At 63.3% G+C, this 15,524-nt stretch carries 12 protein-coding genes; 6 read left to right on the top strand and 6 right to left on the bottom strand.

Annotated elements, in window-relative coordinates; all coding sequences use genetic code 11:
• Nucleotides 1-2: 2 nt before the first annotated feature.
• From mgtE to BM315_RS18250, 6 genes are all read right to left on the bottom strand, one after another.
• Nucleotides 3-1,649, bottom strand: coding sequence for a magnesium transporter (gene mgtE, locus BM315_RS18275; RefSeq protein ID WP_212632973.1), 1,647 nt, complete (start codon nucleotides 1,647-1,649; stop codon nucleotides 3-5).
• An 87-nt stretch (nucleotides 1,650-1,736) separates the two neighbouring features.
• Complete coding sequence (aguA, locus tag BM315_RS18270) at nucleotides 1,737-2,843, bottom strand: agmatine deiminase (RefSeq protein ID WP_090503796.1); 1,107 nt, start codon at nucleotides 2,841-2,843, stop codon at nucleotides 1,737-1,739.
• A 93-nt stretch (nucleotides 2,844-2,936) separates the two neighbouring features.
• Complete coding sequence (gene aguB, locus BM315_RS18265; RefSeq protein ID WP_090503792.1) at nucleotides 2,937-3,815, bottom strand: N-carbamoylputrescine amidase; 879 nt, start codon at nucleotides 3,813-3,815, stop codon at nucleotides 2,937-2,939.
• Between the two features lie 393 nt (nucleotides 3,816-4,208).
• Nucleotides 4,209-4,847: a TetR/AcrR family transcriptional regulator gene (locus BM315_RS18260; RefSeq protein ID WP_090503897.1), complete on the bottom strand. Its 639-nt coding sequence runs from the start codon at nucleotides 4,845-4,847 to the stop codon at nucleotides 4,209-4,211.
• A gap of 82 nt (nucleotides 4,848-4,929) precedes the next feature.
• The gene (locus BM315_RS18255; protein WP_090503789.1) at nucleotides 4,930-6,024 is read right to left on the bottom strand and encodes a polyamine ABC transporter substrate-binding protein; all 1,095 of its coding nucleotides are present in this window, start codon (nucleotides 6,022-6,024) and stop codon (nucleotides 4,930-4,932) included.
• Between the two features lie 150 nt (nucleotides 6,025-6,174).
• A complete protein-coding gene (locus BM315_RS18250; protein ID WP_090503787.1) occupies nucleotides 6,175-7,551 on the bottom strand; it encodes a glutamine synthetase family protein in 1,377 nt (458 codons plus the stop codon).
• Nucleotides 7,552-7,828: 277 nt separating this feature from the next.
• On the opposite strand from BM315_RS18250, the gene BM315_RS18245 reads away from it, so the two are divergent.
• The 6 genes from BM315_RS18245 to BM315_RS18220 all read left to right on the top strand — a co-directional run bounded on the left by BM315_RS18245 (nucleotide 7,829) and on the right by BM315_RS18220 (nucleotide 15,363).
• Nucleotides 7,829-8,581 (top strand): gamma-glutamyl-gamma-aminobutyrate hydrolase family protein, encoded by a 753-nt coding sequence (locus BM315_RS18245; RefSeq protein WP_090503784.1) that lies wholly within the window; start codon nucleotides 7,829-7,831, stop codon nucleotides 8,579-8,581.
• 43 nt (nucleotides 8,582-8,624) lie between these two features.
• Nucleotides 8,625-9,983, top strand: a complete 1,359-nt coding sequence (locus BM315_RS18240; RefSeq protein WP_090503783.1) for a glutamine synthetase family protein — start codon at nucleotides 8,625-8,627, stop codon at nucleotides 9,981-9,983.
• A gap of 64 nt (nucleotides 9,984-10,047) precedes the next feature.
• Nucleotides 10,048-11,418, top strand: a complete 1,371-nt coding sequence (locus tag BM315_RS18235; RefSeq protein WP_090503895.1) for an aspartate aminotransferase family protein — start codon at nucleotides 10,048-10,050, stop codon at nucleotides 11,416-11,418.
• Nucleotides 11,419-11,576: 158 nt separating this feature from the next.
• Entirely contained in the window at nucleotides 11,577-12,671 is a 1,095-nt protein-coding gene (locus tag BM315_RS18230; protein WP_090503781.1) for a polyamine ABC transporter substrate-binding protein, read from the top strand.
• A gap of 641 nt (nucleotides 12,672-13,312) precedes the next feature.
• On the top strand, nucleotides 13,313-14,455 hold the full coding sequence (locus BM315_RS18225) for an ABC transporter ATP-binding protein (RefSeq protein ID WP_090503778.1): 1,143 nt from the start codon (nucleotides 13,313-13,315) through the stop codon (nucleotides 14,453-14,455).
• 26 nt (nucleotides 14,456-14,481) lie between these two features.
• Nucleotides 14,482-15,363 (top strand): ABC transporter permease subunit, encoded by an 882-nt coding sequence (locus BM315_RS18220; RefSeq protein ID WP_170862256.1) that lies wholly within the window; start codon nucleotides 14,482-14,484, stop codon nucleotides 15,361-15,363.
• Nucleotides 15,364-15,524: the final 161 nt, after the last annotated feature.

Raw genomic sequence — 15,524 nt, 5'->3', positions numbered from 1 at the left:
TCTTACAGCAACAGTAGGGTGGCCAGGCCGAGGAAGGCGAAGAAACCGACGACATCGGTCACCGTGGTCAGGATCACGCTGCCGGCCAGCGCCGGGTCGATGCCCATGCGCTCGAGCAGCAACGGGATGCCCCAGCCGGCCAGGGCCGCGCACAGCAGGTTGACCAGGATGGCGGCGCCGAGCACTGCGCCTATGCCCCAGTCGCCGAACCAGAGCACGGCGAGCGCAGCGATCACCACCGACCAGAGCAGGCCGTTGAGGATGGAGATGCCCAGCTCGCGGTTGAGCAGGATGCGGATATTGCCTTTCTGCACCTGGCCCAGGGCCAGGCCGCGGATCACCAGGGTCAGGGTCTGGCTGCCGGCGATACCGCCCATGCTCGCCACTATGGGCATCAGCACGGCGAGGGCCACCAGCTGCTCAAGGGTCGCCTGGAACAGGCCGATCACCCAGGCGGCAGTGAACGCGGTGATCAGGTTGATCCCCAGCCAGACCGCACGACGGCGCGAACTGATCAGCACCGGGGCGAAGATATCGGCTTCGTCGTCGAGGCCGGCCATCTGCATCAGCGCGCGCTCCGAGTCTTCGCGAATCAGGTCGACCACGTCGTCGACGGTGATCCGGCCGATCACCCGGTTGTGCTCATCCACCACCGGGGCCGAGAGCAGGTCGAGGTCCTGGAACAGGCGGGCCACATCGGTGTTCTTGCTGGTCACAGCGATGCCGGCGATGTCGCGGTCGATCAGCTCGGCTACCGGGCGGCCCAGGTCGGCGGTGACCAGGCTGCTCAGGCGCAGGCTGCCCTGGTAGTGGCCTTTGCGGTCGACCACCATCAGCATGTCGGTCTGTGGCGGCAGTTTTTCCAGCAGGCGCAGATAGCGCAGCACCGTGCTGACTTTGACGTCGGCGCGGATCTGGATGACGTCGGCGTTCATCAAGCCGCCGGCCGAGTCCTCGGGATAGGACAGCATCGACTCGAGCTGCTTGCGCTGGCTGGCGCTGCTGGCGCGCAGCAGCTTGTTGCCCAGTTCGCCGGGCAAGGTCTGGATCAGGTCGACCCGGTCATCGAGCTCCAGGTGTTCGGCCGAGGCGATCAGGTCCTCGATATCCAGGTCGAGGGCCAGGGCGATGCGTATTTCATCGTGCAGGTAGGTCAGCACCTTGCCGGCCCGCTCGGTGTCGACCATGCTCCAGACGCTGCGGCGTTCCTCGGGTGGCAGCGCCTCGAGCAGCCCGGCGATCTTGGCCGGGTGCATGCGGTGCAGAATCTTGCCGACGCGCTTGAGCTTCTTCAGACCCAGCGCAGCGCGCACGGCCTCCAGGTGGTTGACCGCGCTTTGTGGGTGTTGCTGTTCCGCTCTGGCGTGGGTCGAGTCCGCCGAGTCGCCGGCCAGCTGACCGATCAGTTCGAGGCTGAGGTGGGACAGGATGCGGCCTTCGAGCGCGGGATCGATTTGCTGCCACAGCGCCATGCGTTGCTCGGCGTCGAGCATCTCGAGCAGGGCGGCGGTCTTGGCCGGGTGCATGCGGCCGAGCAGCTTGCGCACACGCTTGTTCTTGCCGTCGCTGAGGGCCTGAACGATATGCGCGCTCTCGGTCCGAGTGTGGCTCTCGGCGTTGAGGCTGGGGTCTGGTTTGCTCGAATTCATGGACGCCAGAGTAACACCGGCGCAGCTAGTGTTGCGCGAGTAACCCGGGGCAGGCGAGAGCCCGATGCGCTCGCTGCCCCGAGCCGGTCAGGCGCGTTGCGGTGCCGGCTGCTGCTGGGTGATGCAGTGGATATTGCCGCCGCCGAGGAGGATCTCGCGGCCGGGCACCAGCACCACCCGGTGCTCGGGAAACAGGCGCTGGAGGATGGCGTGGGCGGCCTCGTCCTGCGGGTCGTCGAAGCTCGGCGCGATGATGCCGCCGTTGACGATCAGGAAGTTGACGTAGGAGCCGGCCAGGCGCACCTCCGGGCTGCGCTGCTGGCTGCCGGCGACCAGGTCGACGCCGGCGCATTCTTCTGCCGTGGCGTAGAGCGGGCCGGGGATCGGCAGCTTGTGCACGATCAGTTGGCGACCCTGGGCGTCGCGCGCCTGCTCCAGTACCTGCAGCGCCGCCTGGCAGCGCGGGTAGTTGGGGTCCTGCGGGTCGTCGGTCCAGGCCAGCAGCACCTCGCCGGGGCGCACGTAGCAGCAGAAGTTGTCGACGTGGCCGTCGGTTTCGTCGTTGAACAGGCCATCCGGCAGCCAGATCACCTTGTCGATTGCCAGATGCTCGCGCAGCACCTGCTCGGTTTGTTCACGGCTGAGGTGCGGGTTGCGGTTGCGGTTGAGCAGGCATTCCTCGGTGGTGATCAGGGTGCCTTCGCCGTCGACGTGGATCGAGCCGCCTTCGAGGATGAAGCCTTCGGTGCGGTAGCGCGCGCAGCGCTCGATCTCGAGGATCTTGCCGGCCACCTGATCGTCGCGCTGCCACGGGAAGTACAGGCCGCCATCGAAGCCGCCCCAGGCATTGAAGGTCCAGTCGATGCCACGGACTTCGCCGTGCGGGTTGGTGACGAAGGTCGGCCCGGTGTCGCGCACCCAGGCATCGTCGCTGCTGATTTCGACCACGCGGATAGCGCCGTGGTCGAGGCGGGCGCGGGCGTTCTCGTATTGCCCGGCGCTGACGCAGACAGTCACCGGCTCGAATGCGGCGATGGCCTTGGCCACCGCGGCGAAGGCCGCTTGCGCCGGCTTGCCGCCGAGGCGCCAGTTGTCCGGGCGCTCGGGCCAGACCATCCAGGTCTGGCTATGGGCTTCCCACTCGGCCGGCATGCGGAAGCCGTCGGCGCGGGGGGTGCTGTTCAGGGTGGTCATAGTATCTACCTGCATGGCGTAGGGTGCGCCGCGCGCACCGATTGCGTAGGGGCGGTGCGCACGGCCTGGGCGACCCCGCGCACCCTACTCGATTCAGGACTCCAGCGCGCCGTCGAGGGTCTTGAGCGGCCCGTAGAGGTTCGGTCGGCGGTCGCGGAAACTGCCCCAGGCGCTGCGGATATGCTCGAGCTGGTCGAGGTCGAAGCTGTGCACCAGTACGCCTTCCTCGGTCTCGTTGAGCTCTTCGACCTTTTTGCCGAACTGGTCGGCGATGAACGAGGAGCCATAGAAATTGATGTGGTAGTCGCCCTGGTCCTCGCGGCCGATGCGGTTGCTCGCCACCAGCGGCATCAGGTTGGCGCCGGCGTGGCCCTGCTGCACGCGCTGCCAGTGGTCGCGCGAGCTGATGGTCGGGTCATGCGGCTCGGTGCCGATGGCGGTCGGGTAGAACAGGATCTCGGCGCCGAGCAGGGCCATGCTGCGCGCGCACTCGGGGAACCACTGGTCCCAGCAGATACCCACGCCGATCTTGGCGTAGCGGGTGTTCCATACCTTGAAGCCGGTGTCGCCCGGGTTGAAGTAGTACTTCTCGTGGTAGCCGGGGCCGTCCGGGATGTGGCTTTTCCGATAAATCCCCAGGTTGCTGCCGTCGGCATCGATGATCGCGATGCTGTTGAAGCGCGCGCGCCCGGCCAGCTCGAAGAAGCTGATCGGTAGCACCACCTGCAGTTCCTTGGCGACCTTCTGGAAGTGGGCGATGGCCTCGTTGGCCTCGGCCGTGGTGGCCAGCTGCAGGTAGTCCGGGTTGGGCTTCTGGCAGAAGTACGGGGTCTCGAACAGTTCCTGGATCAGGATGATCTGCGCGCCCTGGGCCGCGGCCTGGCGCACCAGCTTCTCGGCGTTGGCGATGTTGCCGGCACGATCCCAGGAACAGGCCATCTGGGTAGCGGCGACGGTGACGATGCGGGACATGGAACACCTCGTAGGAGCAATGGACGGTGGTCGTTACACGCTAGCAGACGACCTGTGACGACGCCGTGTCGGCGAGCGGTTATGTGACTTTATAATCGATAAAAATCTGTTTTAAAAGTGCATTTCATCTTTTTGTGAGTTACTTTCGATAAAAACGCAGATAAATATCCGCATTTATGGCCATGCCCTCGGCGGCACGTAGGAGCGGGCCATGCCCGCGAGGCTTTAGCATTGTAGGGTGGATGACGCTTTACCCATCCACCAGCGACGATGGCGGATGAACAAGGCGCAATCCACCCTGTCCGGCTCGCGTAGTCCGGATGCAATCCGGGAGCTGTCGTCAGCCCGTCGAGTTCCCCGGATTGCATCCAGGCTACGGGCGAGTGGCGCTGGCTACAGCGCTGCGGCGCGTTTCGGCAGGCAGGGCGGCAGGTACAGGCCCAGGTAGGCGTCGAACACGCGCATGCCTTCCTCGGCCAGGCGCGGGGTGATGCCGCCGTGCAGTTGCACCGAACGGGCATAGACGCGGTCGCCCAGTTCCATGGCCAGGGCGAACACATCGACATCGTCCGGCAGTGGCGGCAGGTCGAAATGCCGTTCGAACAGCGCCTGCATCAGCCGGCCCAGCTCGAGATCGTGCTGGCGGTCGGCCTGGGTCACCTCGCTCAGGCCGTGCTGGGCCAGGATCAACTGACGCGCGGCCGGATCGGCCGCATAGATCGCCAGCATGCGCTGCTCGACGATGCGCGACAGGTCGCGCCAGTCGCGCAGTTCGGCATGGGCGATGGGCGCCTGCAGGCTGGCGCGAAAGGCGGCATGGATGTCGGCGGTCAGGCCTTCGAGCAGCGCCGGCACGCTGGCGAAGAAGTGGTAGACCGAGGACGCGGGAATGGCCGCGCGCTCGGCCACGCTGTAGATCGACAGATTGGCCACACCCTGCTCGGCGAGCAGCGCGCGGGCGGCTTTGAGGATCACGGCGATCCGTGCCTGGCTGCTGGCGCGGGGTTTGCGGGCGGGGGCGGTACGCTGCATGGCGATCATCTCGGCAAGGGACGCGCCATTGGACGCCAGCCGGTGCTGTGCAGGCAAGTCGGCTGGCGCGCAAGCACCCGCCCTACAGCGGCAGGGCACCATCGCGAAAGCGCGGCCACACCCGGTCGCGGGCCTGCATGTGCTTTTCCGGTAACGCCTCCAGGGCATGCAGACGACGCTTGGTCGCGGCGTCCGGGTAGAGGCCGGGCTGGTTGCGCAGAGCCGCGTCGAGAAACGCCTTGGAGTCGGCGTTGCCGCTGGGATAGAGGGTTGCCGTGGTGATCAGTGCGGCGACCTCGGGCTGCATCAGGTAGTCGATGAAGCGGTGGGCCAGGTCGGCACGGCGGGCGTTGTGCGGGATCACCAGGTTGTCGATGAACAGCACCGAACCCTCATCCGGCACCAGGAAGCGCACCGGCTGGCCGGCATCGGCGGCCGCCAGGGCGTCGCCGACCCAGGCCATGGCCACGCACAGGCGGCCATTGCCGAGGTCATCGATATAGCGTTGGCTGTCGACGTAGCGCAGGTTGGGGCGCAGGCGCTCGAGCACGCTGCTGGCGCGTTCGATGCGGCTCGCTGCGCTGCGGGTCAGGCTGCGACCCTGATAGTTGAGCAGCAGCGCCAGGGTCTCGTCCGGTGCATCCAGCACGCTGATGCCGCAACTGGCCAGACGCGCGCTCTGTGCGGGGTCGAACAGCAGGCTCCAGCTGTCGGGTAGCGGGCCGCCGAATGCGGCTTCGGCCTGCGGCGTGTTGATTGCCAGGCCGACCGCGCCCCACAGGTAGGGCACCGCATGGCGGTTGCCCGGATCGACCGCGGCGAGTTTGCTCAGCAGCTGTTTGTCCAGGTGTACGCGGTTGGGCAGCAGGTTGAAATCCAGGGGCTGCAGCAGGCCGTCCCCGATCAGTTGCGGCAAGTCGTTGTGCGAGGGCACGATGATGTCGATGGCCTCGCTGCCCGCGAGCGCCGCGTGCATGTCCTCGGCGCTGCTGAAGGTGTGGTATTCGATGCGGATTCCGCTTTCGGCCTCGAAGCGCTCGAGCACCTGCGGTGCGATGTAGTCGTTCCAGTTGTATACGCGCAGGCTGTCCTCGGCTTTTTCCAGCGCAGCTTGCGGTGCGCAGTGAGCCAGTAGCGGCAGCAGCACGAGCAGTAGCGAAGCGAGCAGGCGCAACATGGGTTTCTCCTTGGCGGTGGTGCGTCCACGGCTGAATTCGGCGCAGCAGTACCCCGCCGCAGGCTTATGCGCGGTTGTCAGAGTTGTTGGCGATGCGGCAGATTCGGCTGGTTAAAACGACGCCGGCATCAAGCCGGCGTCGGGTAGTGCTTACACGGTGTGCAGGTACCAGTTGTACTCGAGGTCGGAGATCGAGTTCTCGAACTCGGCCAGCTCGCTTTCCTTGCAGGCGACGAAGATATCGATGTACTTCGGGTCGATATAGCGCGCCAGTACCTCGCTGTCATCCAGCTCGCGCAGGGCATCGCGCAGGTTGTTCGGCAGGCTCTGTTCGTTCTGCTCGTAGGAGTTGCCTTCCACCGGCGCGCTTGGCTCGATCTTGTTGGTCAGGCCGTGGTGCACGCCCGCCAGCACTGCCGACAGCAGCAGGTAGGGGTTGGCATCGGCACCGGCGACCCGGTGTTCGATACGCACCGCATCGGCACTGTCGTTCGGCACGCGCAGGGCCACGGTACGGTTGTCGATCCCCCAGCACGGCGAGTTCGGCACGTAATACTGCGCGCCGAAGCGGCGGTACGAGTTGACGTTCGGGCAGAGGAAGGCCATCGACGCCGGCATGGTTTCCAGCACGCCGCCGATGGCATGGCGCAGGGCGTCGTTCTGCTCCGGATCGTCGCAGGCAAAAATATTCTTGCCGTCCTTGTCGAGGATCGAGATGTGCACGTGCAAGCCGTTGCCCGCCTGGTTCGGGTAGGGCTTGGCCATGAAGGTGGTGTCCATCTCATGGTCGTAGGCGATGTTCTTCACCAGACGCTTGAGCAGCAGCGCGTAGTCGCAGGCCTTGATCGGGTCGGCGACGTGGTGCAGGTTGACCTCGAACTGCGCCGGGGCGCTTTCCTTGACGATGGCATCGGCGGGGATGCCCTGCTCCTTGGCGCCTTCGAGGATGTCCTGCAGGCATTCGGCGTATTCGTCGAGGTCGTCGATCAGGTAGACCTGGGTCGAATGCGGACGCTTGCCCGACAGCGGCGACAGTGGCGGCTGCGGGCGGCCGTTCACGTTGGCCTGGTCGATCAGGTAGAACTCGAGTTCGAAAGCGGCACAGATGGTAAGGCCCAGTTCGTCGAACTTCGCGACCACCTGACGCAACACTTCCCGTGGGTCGGCAAAGAACGGCTCGCCTTCCATTTCGTGCATGGTCATCAACAGTTGCGCGGTAGGGCGCTTCTGCCAGGGTTCATTGCACAGGGTGTTGGGGATGGGGTAGCAGATGCGGTCGGCATCGCCGATATCCAGGCCCAGGCCGGTGCTTTCCACCGTCGAGCCGTTGATATCCAGGGCGAACAAAGACGCCGGGAGGTTGATGCCGCGTTCGTAAACCTTGTGCAGGCTCGCACGCTCGATGCGCTTGCCGCGCACCACTCCATTCATATCTGCAATGAGAAGGTCGACGAACAGGACCTCAGGATGTTTCTTAAGGAACGCGTTCGCTTCGTTAAGCTGAACGGCACGCGGGGGTACCGACATGATGCAACACCTTTCTTGTTAAAAATATCAATCATTAAACAACGGTGAGTTGAGTCAATCTTAAACCTTGAAGCCTGTCAAGGGTGGCTTATTTTGCCCTAAAAAAGCGCAGTGTGACCACATTCAGGGCGTTTCAGGGCAGCGCTGTCCCACGCGGAGCCTTGTCTGGCGCGGTGCTCACAGAGGTGTGTTCAATTTTTTACATCCCTATTGTGTAAAAAAATGAACAAGGCTAAGCTCGGTTTCAACCCACTAACAGCAATAAAACGGGTGTCACATGTCGCGCCTGCCGTTGATCGGCGTTACCGCCTGTACTAAACAGGTCGGTCTGCATCTTCACCATATAACCGGTGACAAATACGTTCGTGCCGTAGCCATTGGAGCCGGCGGCCTGCCGCTGATCATTCCGGCGCTGGGCGAACTGCTCGATCAGTCGACCCTGCTCGATAATCTGCACGGTCTGCTGTTCACCGGCTCGCCGTCGAATGTCGAGCCCCATCATTATAGCGGCTCGCCCAGCGAGGCCGGGACGCCGCACGATCCCGAGCGCGATCGCACCACCTTGCCCCTGGTCCGCCAGGCCATCGCCGCCGGCGTCCCGGTGCTCGGCATCTGTCGCGGCTTTCAGGAGATCAACGTGGCCTTCGGCGGCACCCTGCTGCAGAAGGTGCATGAGGTCGCCGGCATGCTCGATCACCGCGAGCAGGCCGATGAGCCGCTCGAGGTGCAATATGCTCCGCGCCACCTGCTGCGGGTGCAGCCGGGCGGCGTACTCGCCGGCCTCGGCTTGCCCAGCGAGATTGCCGTCAACTCCATTCACGGGCAGGGCGTTGAGCGTCTGGCGCCGGGCCTTCGCGTCGAAGCGCTGGCGCCTGACGGGTTGATCGAAGCCTTCTCCGTCGAAGGTGCGCCGAGTTTCGCCCTGGGGGTGCAATGGCACCCCGAATGGCAGGTAGGATCCAACCCGAATTATCTCGCCATCTTCCAGGCCTTTGGTGAGGCTTGCAGGAAGAGGGCGGGGCAGCGCTGAACCGACTCTCCATGAGTCGGCTCTCATCAACCCTGAGGTCTCTATGAGCACCAAACTGGACCAGCTTTCGAGCTGGCTGAAAGAACGCAAAATCACCGAAGTTGAATGTTTGATAAGCGATCTTACCGGCATTGCCCGTGGCAAGATTTCGCCGACCAACAAGTTCCTCGACGAGAAGGGCATGCGCCTCCCCGAGAGTGTGCTGCTGCAGACCGTGACCGGCGACTACGTCGAGGACGACATCTATTACGCCCTGCTCGACGAGGCGGACATCGACATGTTCTGTCGCCCCGACGAGAACGCGGTGTTCCTGGTGCCCTGGGCCATCGAGCCGACCGCCATGGTCATCCACGATACCTTCGACAAGCAGGGCAACCCGATCGAGCTGTCGCCGCGCAACATTCTCAAGAATGTGCTCAAACTGTATGCCGACAAGGGCTGGAAGCCGATAGTCGCACCGGAGATGGAGTTCTACCTGACCAAGCGTTGCAGCGACCCGGACTTCCCGCTGGAAGCGCCGATGGGCCGCTCCGGCCGTCCGGAAGTCGGTCGCCAGTCGTTCTCCATCGATGCCGCCAACGAATTCGACCCGCTGTTCGAAGATGTCTACGACTGGTGTGAAATCCAGGGCCTGGATCTCGACACCCTGATCCACGAAGACGGCCCGGCGCAGATGGAAATCAACTTCCGCCATGGCGAGGCCTTGCACCTGGCCGACCAGATCACCGTGTTCAAGCGCACCATGCGCGAGGCGGCGCTCAAGCATGACGTGGCGGCGACCTTCATGGCCAAGCCGATCACCGACCAGCCTGGCAGCGCCATGCACATCCACCAGAGCGTGGTGGACATCAAGACCGGGCAGAACCTGTTTTCCAATGCCGATGGCAGCATGAGCGAGCTGTTCCTCCACCATATAGGTGGCATGCAGAAGTACATTCCCGAACTGCTGCCGCTGTTCGCCCCCAACGTCAATTCCTTCCGCCGCTTCCTGCCGGACACCTCGGCGCCGGTGAACGTCGAGTGGGGCGAAGAGAACCGCACGGTCGGCCTGCGCGTACCGGAAGCCTTGCCGGACAACCGGCGGGTGGAAAACCGTCTGGCCGGTGCCGATGCCAACCCCTACCTGGTGCTGGCCGCCTCGCTGCTGTGCGGTTACATGGGCATGGTGGGGCAGCTCGAACCCGGTGCGCCGGTCAAGGGCCGGGGTTACGAACGGCGCAATCTGCGTCTGCCGATCACCATCGAGCACGCGCTGGAGCGAATGGAAGCCTGCAAGGCGGCGGAAGAGTACCTGGGTGAGAAGTTCATGCGTGGTTACGTGGCGGTCAAGCGGGCCGAGCACGAGAACTACAAGCGTGTGATCAGTTCCTGGGAGCGTGAGTTCCTCCTGCTCTCGGTTTGATCGAGCGGGTGCCGGGGCGCGAGGCCCGTGGCAGCCGATGATGGTGTACATTTTTGAGGTGGATATGACCAAGCAAGCAAGCAATCCGCAAACCCGCGAGTGGCAGGCCATGAGCCGTGACCACCACCTGGCTCCGTTCAGTGACTATCAGCAGCTGAGCGAGGTTGGCCCGCGCATCATCGTCAAGGCTGAAGGCGTGTACGTGTGGGACAGCGAAGGCAACAAGATCCTCGACGGCATGGCCGGCCTGTGGTGCGCCGCCATCGGCTACGGCCGGCATGAACTGGCCGATGCCGCCAGCAGGCAGATGAAAGAGCTGCCGTTCTACAACACCTTCTTCATGACCGCCCACCCGCCGGTTCTCGAGTTGGCCAAGGCCCTTGCCGAGATCGCGCCGCAAGGCATGAACCACGTGTTCTTCACCGGTTCGGGCTCGGAAGGCAACGACACCATGCTGCGCATGGTCCGCCACTACTGGGCGGTCAAGGGCCAGCCGGAGAAGCAGGTGATCATCAGCCGCATCAACGGCTACCACGGTTCCACCGTGGCCGGGGCCAGCCTCGGCGGCATGGCCGGCATGCACGCCCAGGGCGGCATGATCCCGGGCATCGAACACATCCCGCAGCCGTACTGGTTCAGCGAGGGTGGCGACATGAGCCCGGACGAGTTCGGCATCTGGGCCGCCGAGCAGCTGGAGAAGAAGATTCTCGAAGTCGGCGTGGACAAGGTCGCCGCCTTTATCGCCGAGCCGATCCAGGGCGCCGGCGGTGTGATCATCCCGCCGGACAGCTACTGGCCGAAGATCCGCGAGATCCTCGGCAAGTACGACATCCTGTTCGTCGCCGACGAGGTGATCTGCGGCTTCGGCCGGACCGGCGAGTGGTTCGGCAGCGATTACTACGGCAACCAGCCGGACCTGATGACCATCGCCAAGGGCCTGACTTCCGGTTACATCCCCATGGGCGGCCTGATCGTCAGCGACAAGGTGTTCGAGGTGATCAACCGCGGCGGTGACTTCAACCACGGCTTCACCTACTCCGGGCATCCGGTGGCCGCCGCCGTGGCGCTGGAAAACATCCGCATCCTGCGCGACGAAAAGATAATCGAGCGGGTCAAGGCTGAAACGGCACCCTATTTGCAAAAGCGTCTGCGTGAACTGGCCGACCATCCGTTGGTGGGCGAAGTACGCGGTGTCGGCATGCTCGGTGCGATCGAACTGGTGAAGAACAAGGCCACGCGTGAGCGCTATCCGAGCGAATTGAGCGCAGGCATGATCTGCCGTGGCCACTGCTTCAACAACGGCCTGATCATGCGTGCCGTGGGCGACACCATGATCATTTCGCCACCGCTGGTGATCAGCAAGGCCGAGATCGACGAACTGGTAGACAAGGCGCGTCTGTGTCTCGACTTGACCGCAGAGGATCTTGCTGGCTGAAAACACGCCGCTCTTTATCGCGTTCGGCGGACTACGCTGAGAGTTGTAAAGAGTGGCGCGACCTTGCCAGACTGGGCCAGTGCGTTGGCCAGGCTCACCGGAAGGTGCCGCAGCTGCGCATCATCCGGAAAACTTTTACAACAACAGGAGCTGTACGCATGAAAACATTCGGCAAAACCCTTCTCGCGTTGTCCCTCGCCGGGGCGGTGGCAGGGGCCGCGCAAGCTCAGGACAAAGTGCTGCACGTGTACAACTGGTCGGATTACATCGCCGAGGACACCCTGGAAAACTTCCAGAAAGAAACCGGCATCAAGGTGGTGTACGACGTCTTCGACAGCAACGAGACCCTGGAAGCCAAACTGCTTTCCGGCGGTTCGGGCTACGACGTGGTGGTGCCGTCCAACCAGTTCCTCGCCAAGCAGATCAAGGCCGGCGTGTTCCAGAAGCTGGACATGGCCAAGCTGCCGAACTGGAAGCACCTCAACCCGGACCTGATGAAGGCGCTGGAAACCGCCGACCCGGGTAACCAGTACGCCTTCCCCTACCTGTGGGGCACCACCGGCATCGGTTACAACCCGGAGAAGGTCAAGGCTGCGCTGGGCGTCGACACCATCGACTCCTGGGATGTGCTGTTCAAGCCGGAAAACATGGAGAAACTCAAGGCCTGCGGCGTCGCCATGCTCGACGCCCCGGATGAGGTCTACGCCGCTGCCCTGCATTACCAGGGCATGAACCCCAACCCGACCAGCGTCGAGGACGTGGCCAAGGCCGAAGAATTGCTGATGAAGGTGCGTCCTTACATCACCTACTTCCACTCCTCCAAGTACATCTCCGACCTGGCCAACGGCAACATCTGCGTGGCGCTGGGCTGGTCCGGCGATGTGTTCCAGGCCCAGGCGCGTGCCGAGGAAGCGAAGAACAACGTACCGGTCGCCTATGCGATCCCGAAAGAGGGCGCCGCCTCGTTCTTCGACATGATGGCCATCCCGGCCGACGCCAAGAATGTCGAAGAGGCACATGTCTTCCTCAACTACATCCTGACCCCGGAAGTGATCGCACCGATCTCCGACTATGTCGCCTACCCGAACGGCAACGCCACCGCCACGCCGCTGGTAGCCGAGGAAATCCGCAACAACCCGGGCATCTACCCGACCGAGGAAGCCTCGAAGAAGCTCTACACCTTCGCCGAGCTGAAGCCGAAGGTACAACGAGCCGTCACCCGCAGCTGGACCAAGGTGAAATCGGGCCGTTGATAGCGAGCCCGGCAAGGTGGTGGATGCAGGCGATCTGCTGAACCACCCGGTTTCTGGCGGGGCATCCCGCCAGAAACCCTGAGAATAAATAAGGAAGCCCACTATGCATCGTTCAACTCAGCTGGCCGGCCTCGCGTCCGTGCCATTCGCCATGCTGTTGCCTGCGGTTAGCTCGGCAAGCAGCAGAGGCGGGTCTGAACACGGCGCCTGGCGGACGGCGATACGTTGAACGACAAGGTTTTTTGCCGGTAGACAAGCGGCCCGTACAGGTGGCCCGATTCAGGCAGGACTCAGGTTGTGCAAGCAGCCTTCGGCAACACCTTGAGCGCCAGCTCAACGGCGCACGGCCAACAGTGACACGCAGGCTGCGGCCTGGACGAATTACCCAGTGCGGCCCGGGTTAATTGCCGGGGCCGACGATTTCCTTGGCTACGCTAATCCTCATGGGCGGATCAACGTGTAGCCAGCGGCGCGGCGATGTAGCTGCCGCGAGCAGTTCTGGACAGGTTGTTTATCTCGGCGGAGTTGCCGATCAGGCTACACAGGCCAATGACCCGAAGCTGGAACCGGGTCGACTCAGGCCAGTAATTTCAAACGCCCGGCCGTCGGGGTTGGGCGCTACTTTTGCGGGAGTTTTGGTAATGGCAGTTGCTTCCAGTGCCTATAAAAAGGTTCTCGAGGGCGATCAACAACCGAAAGAGGTGTTGGTCAAAATCGATCGGGTGACGAAGAAGTTCGACGAAACCATCGCGGTCGACGATGTCTCTCTGACCATCAACAAGGGCGAGATATTCGCTCTGCTCGGCGGTTCGGGCTCGGGTAAATCGACCCTGCTGCGCATGCTCGCCGGCTTCGAACGGCCGACCGAGGGGCGCATCTACCTCGACGGCGAGGACATCACCGACCTGCCGCCCTACGAGCGGCCGATCAACATGATGTTCCAGTCCTATGCGTTGTTCCCGCACATGAGCGTGGCCGACAACATCGCCTTCGGCCTCAAGCAGGACAAGATGCCCAAGGAGCAGATCGACGCGCGGGTCGCCGAGATGCTCAAGCTGGTGCAGATGAGCCAGTACGCCAAGCGCAAGCCGCACCAGCTGTCCGGCGGCCAGCGCCAGCGCGTGGCCCTGGCCCGCTCCCTGGCCAAAAGCCCGAAGCTGCTGCTGCTCGATGAGCCGATGGGCGCGCTGGACAAGAAGCTGCGTTCGCAGATGCAGCTGGAACTGGTCGAGATCATCGAGCGGGTCGGCGTGACCTGTGTGATGGTGACCCACGACCAGGAAGAGGCCATGACCATGGCCCAGCGCATCGCCATCATGCACCTGGGCTGGATCGCCCAGATCGGCAGCCCGGTGGACATCTACGAGACGCCGACCAGCCGCCTGGTCTGCGAGTTCATCGGCAACGTCAACCTGTTCGACGGCCAGGTGGTGGAAGACGCCGAGGGCCACGCGCTGATCGACAGCCCGGACCTGGAGCGCAACATCTTCGTCGGTCATGGGGTCAGTACCTCGGTGCAGGACAAGAGCATCACCTACGCCATTCGCCCGGAGAAGCTGCTGGTCACCACCGAACAACCAGCCTGCGAGTACAACTGGTCGCGCGGCATCGTGCACGACATCGCCTACCTCGGCGGGCATTCGGTGTTCCATGTGCAGTTGCCCAGCGGCAAGATCGTCCAGTCCTTCGTCGCCAACGCCGAGCGCCGCGGTGCGCGGCCGACCTGGGACGACCAGGTCTACGTGTGGTGGGAGGATGACAGCGGGGTGGCATTGCGCTCATGAACATTTCCCGAAGCATCAACCGCCGTTTGCCCAAGGGCAGGCACTTCGTCATCGGGGTGCCCTTCCTCTGGTTGTTCATGTTTTTCCTGCTGCCGTTCATCATCGTGCTGAAGATCAGCTTCGCCGAAGCCGATGTGGCCATTCCGCCCTATACGGAGATCTATGCCTGGGCCGACAACCAGCTGTCCGTGGTGCTCAACCTGGGCAACTACATCTTCCTCAGCGAGGACGATCTGTACCTGGCCGCCTACCTCGGCTCGCTGCAGATGGCCTTCTTCAGTACCCTCCTGTGTTTGCTGCTCGGCTACCCGATGGCCTATGCCATCGCCCGCGCCGACAAGGAAATGCAGCTGGTGTACCTGCTGCTGATCATGATGCCGACCTGGACGGCGATCCTGATCCGCGTCTATGCCTGGATGGGCATCCTCAGCAACAACGGCCTGCTCAATGGCTTCCTGCAAAGCATCGGCCTGATCGACACTCCGCTGCAGATCCTCAACACCAACCTCGCGGTCTATATCGGGGTTGTCTACTCGTATTTGCCGTTCATGGTCCTGCCGCTCTACGCCAACCTGGTCAAACACGACCAGAGCCTGCTGGAGGCCGCGGCCGACCTGGGTTCGAGCACCTACAACAGCTTCTGGAAAATCACCGTGCCGCTGTCGAAGAACGGCATCATCGCCGGTTGCATGCTGGTGTTCATCCCGGTGGTCGGCGAGTTCGTGATTCCCGAACTACTCGGCGGCCCGGAGACCCTGATGATCGGCAAGGTGCTCTGGCAGGAGTTCTTCAACAACCGCGACTGGCCGGTGGCCTCCGCCCTGGCGGTGGTGATGCTGGCGATCCTGATGATCCCGATCATCCTGTTCAATCGTAACCAGGCCAAAGAGATGGAGGGGCGTCCATGATCGCGTTCCCGGCAAACAGCCTGTTCAACCGGCTTTCAACCTTAGAGCCTGGCCAAAGAGATGGAGGGCAGAGCATGAGTGCGTTCCTGCCGCATTACGTCAGACAGCCTGTTCAACCGACCTTCAACCCGGAACCGCGCTACGGTCGTAGGAGCGGGCCA

The sequence above is a fragment of the Pseudomonas borbori genome (assembly GCF_900115555.1).
Taxonomy (GTDB): Bacteria; Pseudomonadota; Gammaproteobacteria; order Pseudomonadales; family Pseudomonadaceae; genus Aquipseudomonas; species Aquipseudomonas borbori.
The sequence above is the reverse complement of the archived record's forward strand: the minus strand, read 5'-3'. Positions and strand labels throughout refer to the sequence as shown.